Genomic DNA, 12348 nt, shown 5'->3' on the forward strand with positions numbered 1-12348 from the left:
CGCTTGAGGCCGCAGTCGTGCACGACGGGTCGCCCCAGGTTATCTATTTCGATACTAATTACAACTCGACCTTTGGTCCGGGGGCTTGGCGGCCTTGCTGTTTGTCCCCGCCCCAGCCCCGAGCTTGTTTCAACATATCACCGCAAAAAACCCGTCCCCAATAACTGGTCCGGTTTCTTGGCCGATAATGGACTTCGTTGCCCCAAGCCGGACCCCTTATGCCCAGCGTCACCCGCCGTATCGCTTTCCCTCTGCTTGCCGCTCTGACGGCCGCCCTGGCCGGATGTTCCTCCCCCAAGCCTGCCTATGAAAAAGAGGATTTCGCGCAGAGCGACACCTTCTCCCGGACCTTTCCCGCCGCCAGCACCGCGGCGTGCGATGCGGGCCGCCGGGCCTTGCTGAGCCAGGGCTACAACATCGACAAGTTCGAACCGTCGCGCCTGACCGGCCACAAGAATTTCCAGAGCGAGGACGGGCAGCACAGCCAGATCAGTTTCAATCTCGAATGCGCCTCGGACGGCAGCTCGAACCAGCGCGCAACGGTGTTCGCCAATGCCGTCCAGGACCGCTATTCGATCAAGCGCACCAGCAACGCCGCCAGCGTGGGCGTGAGCGTGCTGGGCCAGGTCTCGATGCCGTTCGGCGCCAGCGACGATTCGCTGGTGAAGACGGGCAGCCAGACCGTGACGCGGCCCCAGTTCTACGAAGGCTTCTTCCAGCTGCTGCAGCGGTTCCTGCCGGATGCGCAGGCGGCCGCCGCGCCGCATGAGCCGCCGACCGGCCGCGGCAAGGCCGCGCCCGCCAAGGCGCCCGCCGTGCCCGCCGATCCCGTCGTCTCGCCCGATGCGCCTGCCGACACCTTGAACCCCGCGGCCGCCACCGGGGGCGACAAGCCGGCGCCCGCGGCCGCCCCGTCCGCGGCGACGCCACCCGCGCCGACCCCGGCCGCGGCGGCTCCGTCCGCGCCGACCCCGCCCGCCTCGGGGGCAGCGCAGGGAGCGGCCAGCCCCGCGCCCGCCGCCGCGCCGGCATCGCCTGAAAAGCCGGCCGCGCCGGAGAAGCCCGCCACGCCGTAACCAGGCAACTGGCTTTTCGGCGACGGCAGCGGAACGCCGGGACGTTTGCCCTAGCGCAAATCCCCGGCTTTCCCACTGTGCCGCGCGCCGTCCGCGAACGGCGATAATGCCGGCCATGACCTACCAACTCCTGAAAATGGCCCACGTCGCGGCCGTTGTGGCCTGGCTCGCGGGCTCGCTCTTCGTTTCCCTGTTTCTCCTGTCCTCGCAACCGCGGGACGGCGACGACGCGCCCAAGGAACGCAAGATGCTGCATGCCCTGCGCCGCTGGACCCTGTTCGTCACCACGCCCGCCATGGTCATCGCCTGGCTCATCGGCCTGCACCTGGCGATGACCTTGGGCTGGTTCGCCATGAACTGGATCTGGGTCAAGGTAGCCCTTGCGCTGGCGCTGTCGGCCTTGCTGGGCATGCAGAGCGCATCGCTGCGCCGCATGGCCGGCGGCAGCGCCCGCCGTCCGCCGCTGGTGGACCTGTACGCGCCGTTCACCGTCCTTGCCTCGGCCGCCATCGTGACGCTCGTGGTGGTCAAGCCGTTCTAGCCGCCAAGGCGCCAGCGCCGCGCCATATGCTGCGCGGCCATATCCAAACACCCCTGTAATAACGACTCAACCAACTATTCGTTCGCGCGCGTAAGTCCCCTCCCTAGAATCGTCTCTCTCATAACTGCGTTGACTTAGAGGCGATTCCATCATGACTATCCGTATTCTTGTCGCCGGGCAAGCGCGCGCGGCGTGGGCGCCGTTCTTCAAGCGCCTGCTGGGCGCCGTGCTGGCCTCGGCGGCCATGTTCCACGGCCCGGCCTTTTCGGCCGACCCCAAGCCGCTGAAAGTGGGCGTGCGCGGCGGCGTGGACGAGCAGATCTGGGAAGTGGTGACCCAGGTGGCTAAGAAGAACGGCCTGGCCGTCGAGCCCGTCGTCATCACCGGCACCGCCAGCCCCAATGAAGCGCTGAACAACGGCGACCTGGAGGCCAATGCGTTCCAGCACATCCCTTTCCTGAACGACCAGATCAAGCAGCGCGGCTACAAGCTGGTGGCCGTGGCCAACACGCTGATCTCGCCCATCGCGTTCTATTCCAAGAAGTACAAAGCCTTGAACGAGCTGCCGGACGGCGCCAAGGTGGGGATCCCCAACGACCCCAGCAACCAGACGCGCGCGCTGGTGATCCTGCGCGACCAGGGCCTGATCACGCTGAAGGACGGCTTCGACCCGGCGACCGGCACGGCCACCCTGGCGGACGTCACGTCCAACCCCAGGAAGCTCAACTTTGTGGAAAGCGCGTCGGTCGTGCTGGCCCGGTCGCTGCCGGACGTGGACACCGCCGCCATCGTCAACAGCTTTGCCTACCAGGCCGGCCTGATCGCCACGCGCGACGGCATCGCGGTCGAGAAGAAAGAGAACAATCCCTACGTGAACATCATCGCGGTGCGCGAAAAGGACAAGGACGCGCCGTGGGTGCCCGCGCTGATCAAGGTATACCACTCCGAGGAAGTGCGCCAGTTCATCCTGAGCAAGTACGAAGGCTCGGTGATCCCGGTTTTCTGAGCAATGATGCAACACGAGTTCTCCATCCCGCCGCGGGCCGGCCCCGCCGCGCAGTCCCAGGCGCTGGACGCGCACATTGTGTTCGAGGGGCTGCAAAAGCAGTACCAGGGCGCGCAGGGACCCGTCGCGGCCCTGTCCGACGTGTCGTTCTCGGTCGCGCGCGGCGAGGTCTTTGGCATCATCGGGCGCAGCGGCGCGGGCAAGTCCACGCTCCTGCGTTCGATCAACATGCTGGAGCGGCCCAGCGCCGGGCGCGTGCTGGTCGACGGCGTGGATGTCGGCGGGCTGGACGAAAACGCCCTGGTGGGACTGCGCCGCCGCATCGGCATGATCTTCCAGCATTTCAACCTGCTGTCCGCCAAGACCGTGGCCGAGAACGTCGCCCTGCCGCTGCGCGTGGCGGGCGTGAAGCCGGCGGCCGCGCGTGCGCGCGTGCAGGCCCTGCTGGACATGGTGGGCCTGCGCGACAAGGCCGACGTGTATCCGTCGAAGTTGTCCGGCGGGCAGAAGCAGCGCGTGGGCATTGCGCGGGCGCTGGTGCACGAGCCCGAAATCCTGCTGTGCGACGAAGCCACCTCGGCGCTGGACCCGGAGACCACGCAATCGATCCTGTCCTTGCTGCTGGACATCAACCGCAAGCTGGGGCTGACCGTGGTGCTGATCACGCACGACATGGCGGTGATCCGCGAGGTCTGCCACAAGGTGCTGGTGCTGGACGGCGGCCGCAAGGTCGAGCTGGGCGAGGTCTGGCGCGTGTTCGGCAATCCGCAGGCGGTCGCCACGCGCGCGCTGCTTCGTCCCTTGCAGCATGACCTGCCCGCCGATCTGGCGGCCCGGCTGGTGCCCGACCTGCAGGGCAGGGAGGGCGTTGTCGTGCTGCGGCTGCGCTTCACCGGCCAGGGACGCCCGGACGGCGTGTCGCTGCAGGCGCTGGCCGCGATGGGGCCGGGCGCCACGCTGCTGCATGGCGGACTGGACCGGCTGCGCGGCCACGCGCAAGGCAGCCTGCTGGTGTCGGTGCCCGCGGGCGCCCTGCAAGAAGAGACCGCGCGCGCCGCGCTGGTGGCCGATCAGATCAAGGTGCTGGGCTATGTCGCTGCCGATGCTTGATAAATACCTGCAGGCCTTCCTGCAAACCCTAGCCATGGTGGGCATATCCGCCGTCATCGCCATCGTGTCCGGCCTGGCGCTGGCGGTGGTGCTGACCATCACCGCGCCCGGCAACCTGTATCCCAAGCCGCGCCTGAACAAAGCGCTGTCGGTCACGGTGAATACCTTCCGCGCCATCCCGTTCATCATCCTGTTGGTGGCGATGCTGCCGTTCACGCGCTTCCTGGTGGGCACCACCCTGGGCACCTGGGCCGCCATCGTGCCGCTGTCGGCCAACCTGGTGCCGTTCTTCGCGCGCATCGCGCAGGTCAGCCTGAACGACGTGGACCACGGCCTGGTGGAGGCCGCGCGCGCCATGGGCTGCCGGCGCTGGCACATCGTGCGCCACGTGCTGCTGCCCGAGGCCTTGCCCGGCATCATCGGCGGCATGACCGTCAGCGTGATCGCCATGATCAACGCGTCGGCCATGGCCGGCGCGGTGGGGGCGGGCGGCCTGGGCGACCTGGCGATCCGCTACGGCTACGAGCGCTACGAGACCCGCGTGATGTTCGAGGTGATCGTGATCCTGATCGCGCTGGTGTCCCTGGTGCAGTTCACCGGCGAATGGCTGTCGCGCCGCGCCGACCACAAGCGCTGACCGGAGCCGGCCGATGCAGACGTCCGGGCGTGGCGGTTCAGCGCAGCGACGACCGCAATACGCCGGGCAGGGGCTGCCTGCCCAGCTGGTCCTGTTCGCCGACCATCCTGCTGACGGCGTCCTGGTGCTGGCGGAAACGGCGCAAGTCGTCGTCGCGTCCGAACATCAGCTCGTCGTGGTCCGCGTACCAAAACTGGCGGTTGTCGTCCAACAGGGTGATCATCTGGCCGAACTCCCGCAGGATCTGGCCCTCCAGGTCCCACACCCGGGTCAGGTTCGCGCTGCCTGCGGCATTGGAAGCGGCAAGGGAGTCCAGCAGGTTTGCTTTTTCCTGCTCGTCGATAGGCAGCGCCCGGATCCGCGCCGGCATTTGCGTCAGCACCTGCATGCTTTGCTTTCGGTAGGTGGGCACGAGCCGCTCGGCCTGCTCAAGAATGAGCCGGCTTTCGATCAGCCCCGCGTCCCGCGCCAGGCGATGGGCGTCGAACAGCCGCGGCAAGCCGATCTCCTTCAATTCCTGGACGTAGGCCTTGTGCTGCGCGAGCCGTTCGCGCGCCACGGTCTTGAGCGCGCGTTCCATTTCTCCGTAAGGGCCCGTGGCCTTGGGCGTGGGGTCGATGGAAGAGGCGGCGTCCGGCGTGGCGTGCGCGCCGCCCAGCATCAACCGCAAGGCGTCCGCGGTCTTGCGGATTTCCGCGTTGGCGACGTCGCGCTGGATTTTCTCGTCATTGCGCCGGGCGATTTCCGGGGCGACGGCAAACATCAGGAACAGGCCCGCGGCCAGCGCGATGCGCAGCCGGTTGCGCGGCGTCCTGAAGCGCTTCCACAGCGAAAGAAAGGCCAGGGCGACAAGCGGGACGACCGCCAGGCCGGCGGCGCTGGCCACGGCAAGCGCCGCGATGTCCGGCAGGCTGGAGGGGCGGGCGCTATGGACGCTCCATGCCAGCATCGCGGCATAGACCAGGCAGGTGGCTGTCTTGAGCAGCCAGCCCGGGCGGCGCGGTCGCGCCGCATCCGCGTCTTGCGGATGGGACGGCGCAGCGGCGGCCGGTTGCGTTTCCCGCTGGGAAAACGCGGGCTCTTGCTGGTCGTTCATGGCGCGTCACGAAACGGGGATATGGCTTTGGACTGTAAAGACAAGGCCTGGCCCCGTCAATGTCGCGCACCTCGGCCAATCCACGATTTCCATGCAGGGGCCCGGCGCCCTTGCGCCATCCGATGACAGGAGTTCAGAGATGTCCGATACCCCGCAACACGGCTTTGCCACGCGCGCCATCCACCTGGGCTATGACCCGCTGGACGAGCAGGGCGCGCTGTCGCCGCCGCTTTACCTGACGTCCACCTACACGCAGGACAGCATCGAGGCCTTCGACCAGATCCGCCTGGGCGAGACGCAGGGCTATGTCTACGGCCGCACGCGCAATCCGACGCAGGCCCTGTTGGAAGAGCGCCTCGCATCGCTGGAAGGGGCGCAGGCCGGGGTGGTGACGGCCTCGGGCATGGCGGCCATTTCGGCCACCCTGTTCTCGCTGCTGCAAAGCGGCGATGAAATCGTGGTCGACCAGATCGTCTACGGCACCGCCTTCACGCTGTTCACGCAGGGGCTCGCCCGCTTTGGCGTGCGCGCCGTGTTCGCGGATTTCACACGCCCCGAGACCGTCGCCGCCGCCATCGGAGCGAAGACCCGGGCGGTCTATTTTGAAACGCCGGCCAATCCGAACCTGCGCCTGGTCGACATCGCCGCCGTGTCGGCCATCGCGCGCGGCAAGGGCCTCGTGACCATCGTCGACAACACCTTCGCCACGCCCGTGCTGCAGCGGCCGCTGGAACACGGCGCGGACATCGTCCTGCATTCCGCCACCAAGTACCTGGGCGGCCACGGAGACCTGCTGGCCGGCGCGGTGCTGGGGCGCAAGGCGCACATCGACGCGATCCGCCTGCAAGGCCTGCGCTACTTCACCGGCGCCACCTTGTCGCCCTTTACCGCCTTCCTGGTGCTGCGCGGGATCAAGACGCTGGAGCTGCGCGTGCAGCGCCACAGCGAATCCGCCCTGAAGGTGGCCAGGCTGCTGCGCGAGCATCGGGCGGTGGCCGACGTGTTCTACCCCGGCCTGCCCGGCACCGCGGGCGCGGACATCGCGTTGCGCCAGCAGGCGGCGGGCGGCGGCCTGGTGGCTTTCGAACTGAAGGGCGGACTTGCCGCCGGCCGGACGCTGCTGAACAGCCTGAAGCTGGCGCGCATCGCGGTCAGCCTGGGCGATCCGGAAACGCTGATCCAGCATCCGGCATCGATGACGCACGCCGGCTACTCGGCGGAAGACCGCGAGCGCTACGGCCTGTCCGAAGGCCTGCTGCGCCTGTCCGTCGGCCTGGAGACGCCGGAAGACATCCTGGCCGACCTCAGGCAGGGCCTGGACCGGGTGTAACCGCCTGCTCGCCTGGCGGCGCCCCGGCGCGCCGCCAGGCTACCCATTCGCCTTCGCCGTCGTAATGGCGGAGCCCGCGTCCGGCGGTGGCCAGCCCTGACCGCAGCACATCCATGTCCAGGCCCGGCAGGTTGCGCAACAGGGCGGGGGGCAGGCGCTCGATGTCCAGCACGGTCTGGTCGAAGTCCAGCAGCATCAGCCCGCCTCCGTCGCTGGGCACGCGGATGAACCACAGGCTTTCCATGTAGTCGCCGAACCACGGGTCGGGATAGATGGCTTGCGTGAACAGGAAGCCGAACTCGTGGATATCGCTCCACGGCCAGAATTCGCGCAAGCCCATGGCGCGCGCCAGTGCGCTCGTGCGCGTGAAGCCGGCGTCGTCGAAACGCACGATTTCCCGCAGGGGATCTTCGGGCGCTGGCGGTCCGGCAAGAAACCGCTTGATGAATGACCACATGGTGTTGGAATAAGCGCAGCAGAATCGTTGTAAATAATATGAGCCCGAGCGCCGATGGTAGTGCATATGGGCCGGCGGCGAATGGGCAAAAATGCTCACTGCGCGGCAAATCCAGGAGCGGCGCGGCAATTCAGGCTTGAACCGCCTGAACGGGCAAAATAAGTAAATTCCCTCTGGAAAAATGCAATTCCGTTTAGCACTCTAGGCGCTCGGCGCACAGGCGCATCCCCATTCCGGGCGTTGCGGTTTGGCGTTCTGGCCATCAGCAGAGAAAAGGCGGAGTCGTGAGTTTCAATAAACGCGGGAACAGATGGCTGGGCAAAGCCGATGTCATCGTGCTGGTGTGCATCCTCTTCGCCATCTACTGGGCAATTTCCACCAACACCAGGCCGCCCATATATCCGGTGGAGGCTTTCTTCGCCGAGTCTCCGAGAACGAATTTTCAGGTGTCTCCCGATGGCAAATGGCTGGGCTTTCTGGAAACCGATCTCGACGCCGAGGGCAATTCGATTCGAGGGCTGTTCGTCCGTTCCATCACCGCGGGGATTCCCGGTCCGGCCGCGAAGAAAATCCTGGATGAGCGCGACGGGCTGATAAAAGCGTACTTTTGGAAAAGCCCTTCAACGGTCCTGGTTCACCAGGAAATTGCCGGAGGCTATCAATCGGCGATCATCGCTGTCGACATGAAGGGCGACGTGGTTGCCGCAAATACGGCCACCTTCGAGGCCGGCGCCTTGCGTCAGGAAAGCACCTTGCCGCAAGACCCTAACCGGGCCTTGATAAGCCGATACGTCCAGGCGGACGGCGCCAGTGCGCTGATGCGGGTCGACATCCGCCACGGACGCCACGCGCAGGGCGGGGCGCTCGCCGTGTTGTCGACGCGGTTCAGGGACAGGCTGGGCGACGGCGAGCTGGTGGTGTCCAGTTCAAACCTGGAAGAAACGCTATATGTACTGCGGGTATCCAGCGACCGCGATGCCGGCAGGGAATATCTTCTGCATGCGCCTACCGAAACCCTGACAAAGCTGACAGTCGACGCCGAGATGATTCCGCCGATGGCGCTGGCTGGAGCGGCCCCGGTTGCATATGCCGCGCGCGACGGCCGCGGTATCGACGGCTATCTGACGCTGCCTGTCGGTATTGAAGGAAAAGATCTTCCGTGCATCGTCATGCCGCAGGCCGAGCCCTGGAGCCGAGATCGCTGGAAATACAACCCCATCGTGCAATTGTTCGCCAATCGCGGATATTGCGTGATGCAAATAAATTATCGCGAGTCCATCGTGCACGGGCGCTCATTCCGGGAGCCCGGCATGGGCCAGTTGGAGCTGGCGATGGAAGACGATATTGAGGACGCTTCGAAATGGCTGATCGAAACCGGCGTGGCGGACGCCAACAGGATTGGAATATTCGGCATGGACCATGGCGGCTACGCTGCAATTTCGGGCGCCACCAAACTGAAATACATGATCAAGGCCGGCGATAGCGGCGGGTTCAAGAACGCTGCGGATAAATTGCAGTTCTACCATTCGATGATCCGATTCTTCGATGCCAATCTGACCTTTATCCAGGAATAAGCCTGGGGGCGCGCGCTGGCGCATGCGCCGCCTTGTCTTGCTCGCGGCTTCCATCCTCCGGCTTGTGGCCGCGCCGCAAGCCGCGTGTCCAGACGTAAAACCCCAGCCCGCTGAGTACAAGTACTCTGGTCTGAGTTTACTTTTGAATCAAAAATTTGCGAAAAGAAACCTGTTCGCACACTCGCCTGGGTTGAGATCGTGATCCTTTCGCCGAAATTTGCATAAATGAGCACTTCCCAGCAATTGCTGCGCCTTCCTCCTGACGCACTGACTATCCCGGAAGAAACAGGCGCTTTCCAGCAATACCAGGACTCGTCCGATGACGGCATGCAGTCGCTGCGAACCGCCGCCAGGGTGTACATCGTGGACGATGACGATCTGGCGGTCTGGATTATCAGACAGTTGCTCACAGACCTGCGTATCGAGATCGTCGCCTATTCGTCGGCGGAGGCCTTTGCGGCCCAATATGCGCCGACGGAATGCGAGTGCCTGATCCTGGATTTGCGCATGCCGGCGTTGGACGGGCTGAGCCTGCAACGGCGCCTGCTTGAGCGGGGCGTGGCGCCGCCCATCATCTTCATCACCGCCAATCCGGAGTTTGGCGATGCGGTCGAGGCGATGAAGCACGGGGCATTCGACTTCCTGCCCAAGCCCCTTAATGCCAACCAGCTATGCAAGGCGGTCCATGCCGCCTTGCTCGCGAGCCGGAAAATGCACACGAAGCGCATTCGAGCCGAAGAAGAAGAAGCAAGAAAAGCGCTGCTGACCACGCGCGAGCTATCCATCGTGCAGGGGGTAATCGCGGGCTATTCGAGCAAGGAGATTGCAGAACGGCTTCACCTGTCCGTCCGTACGGTCGAGAACCACAAGGCGCACATTTATTCAAAACTGGATATTCACTCTTCCCTGGGCCTGGCGCGCCTTTTCATTGGACTGGTCGAACCCGACCAAGACCAGTGAAAGCCGGGGCGCGTCGGAAGATTGAGTAGATCTACTCTGTTTATTGAGTTGTAGATCTTGAAATAATGCGAAGCATCATGTTTCGAGCGCCGCCGTGCCTGATTGCGTGGCCGCAACGTTTCCGGTTTTTGTACGCATGAAGTTCTCTATGACCAAGGATTACGCTATGAGAAATCGAATGATCCAGTTCACCGCGAAATTGGGGGTGGTGCTGGGGGCGGCGGGGCTTTCATCCGCGCCTGTTGCGATGGCGGCAGAGGGCAAGGCGCCAGTCGGGAAAATCACGGAGCGCGTCGTACCCGCCCGAGGCGCGTCCCCCGCCGCGCCGGCCGGCGCCGCCAGCGCGGGCGCGGCGGAGCCCGCAAGGACGCCGGAGACGACTGGATCCGCCGATCGCGGGCTGTCGATCACCTCTGGCGCGGCGCTGAATTCGCAATTAGTGAAGGTCCGCACCTCTGGCGGAACGGGCGCGCTGTCCTTCAGGCTGCTGGATCCTGGCGGCAAGCCCGCGGAGTTGCCTGCCGGCCTGGTTTTTGGATCGGACGGCTCCCTGTCCGGCGAGGCGCCTTCCGTGTCCAGCCCCAAGACGATTACGTACCTGATCCAGGTTCAGGACAGCGGCGGCGGGAAGGCGAGCCGGACGGTGCGCTTGACGATCAATCCGCCCTTGAACGTGCAGGGCGGCGCCATCCAGGCCACGGCCGGCGGAAAGATCAAGAGCCCCGTGAAATTTCTCAATATCAACGGCGGAACGGGGAAATACACGGTTTCCTATTCGAACGCCGAGGGTGGGGCGTTGCGGATGCCCTCCGGCTTGATGCTGGACGGCGCTGGCAATGTCAGCGGCGCGGTGCCTGCGTCCACCGAAAAGCTGGCGGGCCTTACCGCGACCATCACGGACGAAGGCGGCGCCCGCGTGTCCATGCCGGTGGAATTCAACCTGGCGCCCGCGCTTGAAATTTCGACCAATCCGGTCGAGCTGACCGCCGGCGCGACGATCCCGGCGCCTATCCCCGTCGTGACGTCGATGGGCGGCAGCGGGGCAGTCCGGTATGCGCTGTTGGATAAGGATGGGGCGACGCCGGCCAGGCTGCCGGACGGACTGCGGTTTGACGCGACGGTCGGAGCGCTCACGGGCTCGGTGCCGTCCACCCCGCAGGAAGGCCGCTATGTCGTTCGCGCGCAAGATGCCGGAGGCGGCGAAGCGAACGCAAGATTCGAATGGAAAGTGAACCCCCAGCTTCAGATCTCCTTCGAATAATCCCGCATCCAGGCAGGCCGCCGCTGGCCCGATGCGCTTCAAGGCAGGAAGGCATCGGACACGCCGGCGGCGTCGATTTGGAGGTTGAAGGAATGGCGCACAGACAGGCGCTTCGGAGAAACGGCAGATCGGAGTGGGTTATTCCGATTCGAAACGCTCGAATCAGTGTTTCGGAGACCTTTGTGACGCGCTATCAGGCAAAACGCGTCCTGAACGCGGTGCCGCAAGGCGCGCGGCATGTCTGCTTCGATTTTTCCGGCGTCGGGAGTATTGGCCCGGCGTTCGCGGACGAGATCTTCTTTATTTATGTGCGGCAGAATCCCGGCGTGGAAATCGCATGGGCAGGGGCGGCCGCCATCGTGAAAAGCCATATTCTTTGGGCGAGTTCGCGAGCCCAGAAATACGGATCGAAAATCCCCGCTGCTTTGTCCCAGCCATAGCTGCCGCATTGGGCTGGCTCAGCGTAGGCGCGGCTTTCCTGCGCGCCTGCCGCCAATGAGTAGATTGACTCTTGCCGGCCGATTAATGAAAGCCTTTAATGATTTCAATCAAACGAAACGTTGGCGGTCATGGCGGATAAAGCAGGCGGCTATCTTGGCGATATATTGTCATCGGGTTTGGCGGTATATGCCGAAATTAACCAGTCGGCGGCAGGGTCGATTCCACATGTGGTGTCTCATCTGATCCGGGAGGAACGGATGAGCGCCCTGCGCGCATGGCGGATCTATCTGGGGATATCCGTCAGGGACTTGTCCTCGGCCACGGGTATTTCCGTGCCGTCGATTGAACTTCTCGACCAAGGCGAGCTTCCGCTTTGCCAGTGGACGGCGCTGCGGGTTGCCGGCGCAATGAAAGTGGTAAGCGTGCACAGCATGGTGGCGAGCGAGCGCCTGGTGGCTTGGTGCAGAGCCGCCAGGATGGCGGCCGACGGCGGAAAGGGCGCGGCACCCGGTCGGAAGCCCCTCCGGTTTGCGGACATGCCGCTTCATTTATATCGATAAGGCATAGGTGCGTCTGCCATTAGGGGCAGGCGCTCTCTGGGAAGTGGCGTGAATTCGTCCGGCACCGACCTATCTTGCTATGCAATGTTTGAATCGCAGCCGGCCCGGTCCTTGTGCACACTCCTCCTGGCTCCGTTGCCCGATATGCGCGGCGTTCCATCGGTAGCAACCGGGGCTGCACGCAATCGGTTCCGATGCGTATGGGCCATCATTTTTTTACGCGAAAGAGGCTGGTGGTATGGGCGCGACGAGATCGAAGTGCTTCGGGCGGGTTCGCCTCGGACCAGGCGTTTCGATCG

Annotated in this window: 13 protein-coding genes; 11 read left to right on the forward strand and 2 right to left on the reverse strand. The window is 64.7% G+C overall.

Annotation, left to right across the window (positions count from 1 at the left end; all coding sequences use genetic code 11):
* Window positions 1-218: 218 nt before the first annotated feature.
* From ACFWP0_RS17440 to ACFWP0_RS17460, 5 genes are all read left to right on the forward strand, one after another.
* A complete protein-coding gene (locus ACFWP0_RS17440; RefSeq protein WP_377844065.1) occupies window positions 219-1076 on the forward strand; it encodes a DUF2242 domain-containing protein in 858 nt (285 codons plus the stop codon).
* Between the two features lie 115 nt (window positions 1077-1191).
* Window positions 1192-1617: a CopD family protein gene (locus ACFWP0_RS17445; RefSeq protein ID WP_377844067.1), complete on the forward strand. Its 426-nt coding sequence runs from the start codon at window positions 1192-1194 to the stop codon at window positions 1615-1617.
* 151 nt (window positions 1618-1768) lie between these two features.
* Window positions 1769-2623, forward strand: coding sequence for a MetQ/NlpA family ABC transporter substrate-binding protein (locus ACFWP0_RS17450; protein WP_377844069.1), 855 nt, complete (start codon window positions 1769-1771; stop codon window positions 2621-2623).
* Between the two features lie 3 nt (window positions 2624-2626).
* On the forward strand, window positions 2627-3733 hold the full coding sequence (locus ACFWP0_RS17455) for a methionine ABC transporter ATP-binding protein (protein ID WP_377844071.1): 1107 nt from the start codon (window positions 2627-2629) through the stop codon (window positions 3731-3733).
* Window positions 3714-4370: a methionine ABC transporter permease gene (locus ACFWP0_RS17460; RefSeq protein ID WP_377844073.1), complete on the forward strand. Its 657-nt coding sequence runs from the start codon at window positions 3714-3716 to the stop codon at window positions 4368-4370. The genes ACFWP0_RS17455 and ACFWP0_RS17460 overlap by 20 nt, the downstream gene beginning before the upstream one ends.
* A 37-nt stretch (window positions 4371-4407) precedes the next feature.
* On the opposite strand, the gene ACFWP0_RS17465 is transcribed toward ACFWP0_RS17460, so the two are convergent.
* Window positions 4408-5466 (reverse strand): hypothetical protein, encoded by a 1059-nt coding sequence (locus ACFWP0_RS17465; protein ID WP_377844075.1) that lies wholly within the window; start codon window positions 5464-5466, stop codon window positions 4408-4410.
* A gap of 139 nt (window positions 5467-5605) precedes the next feature.
* On the opposite strand from ACFWP0_RS17465, the gene ACFWP0_RS17470 reads away from it, so the two are divergent.
* Entirely contained in the window at window positions 5606-6796 is a 1191-nt protein-coding gene (locus ACFWP0_RS17470; RefSeq protein WP_377844077.1) for a trans-sulfuration enzyme family protein, read from the forward strand.
* Here the strand turns inward: ACFWP0_RS17470 and ACFWP0_RS17475 are convergent.
* Entirely contained in the window at window positions 6771-7253 is a 483-nt protein-coding gene (locus ACFWP0_RS17475; protein WP_377844078.1) for a hypothetical protein, read from the reverse strand. The genes ACFWP0_RS17470 and ACFWP0_RS17475 overlap by 26 nt on opposite strands.
* 284 nt (window positions 7254-7537) lie before the next feature.
* Here ACFWP0_RS17475 and ACFWP0_RS17480 point away from each other — a divergent pair, with 284 nt between their 5' ends.
* The 5 genes from ACFWP0_RS17480 (at window position 7538) to ACFWP0_RS17500 (ending at window position 12049) form a co-directional block, all read left to right on the forward strand.
* Entirely contained in the window at window positions 7538-8827 is a 1290-nt protein-coding gene (locus ACFWP0_RS17480; protein ID WP_377844080.1) for an alpha/beta hydrolase family protein, read from the forward strand.
* Between the two features lie 225 nt (window positions 8828-9052).
* Window positions 9053-9787 (forward strand): response regulator transcription factor, encoded by a 735-nt coding sequence (locus ACFWP0_RS17485; RefSeq protein ID WP_377844082.1) that lies wholly within the window; start codon window positions 9053-9055, stop codon window positions 9785-9787.
* 178 nt (window positions 9788-9965) lie between these two features.
* Entirely contained in the window at window positions 9966-11048 is a 1083-nt protein-coding gene (locus ACFWP0_RS17490; protein WP_377844084.1) for an Ig domain-containing protein, read from the forward strand.
* A 182-nt stretch (window positions 11049-11230) separates the two neighbouring features.
* Window positions 11231-11488, forward strand: a complete 258-nt coding sequence (locus ACFWP0_RS17495) for an STAS-like domain-containing protein (RefSeq protein ID WP_377844086.1) — start codon at window positions 11231-11233, stop codon at window positions 11486-11488.
* 129 nt (window positions 11489-11617) lie between these two features.
* The gene (locus ACFWP0_RS17500) at window positions 11618-12049 is read left to right on the forward strand and encodes a hypothetical protein (RefSeq protein WP_377844088.1); all 432 of its coding nucleotides are present in this window, start codon (window positions 11618-11620) and stop codon (window positions 12047-12049) included.
* Window positions 12050-12348: the final 299 nt, after the last annotated feature.

Origin of the sequence: Achromobacter sp. NPDC058515, assembly GCF_042721735.1 — a bacterium.
In the GTDB taxonomy this organism is placed as follows: Bacteria; Pseudomonadota; Gammaproteobacteria; order Burkholderiales; family Burkholderiaceae_B; genus Achromobacter.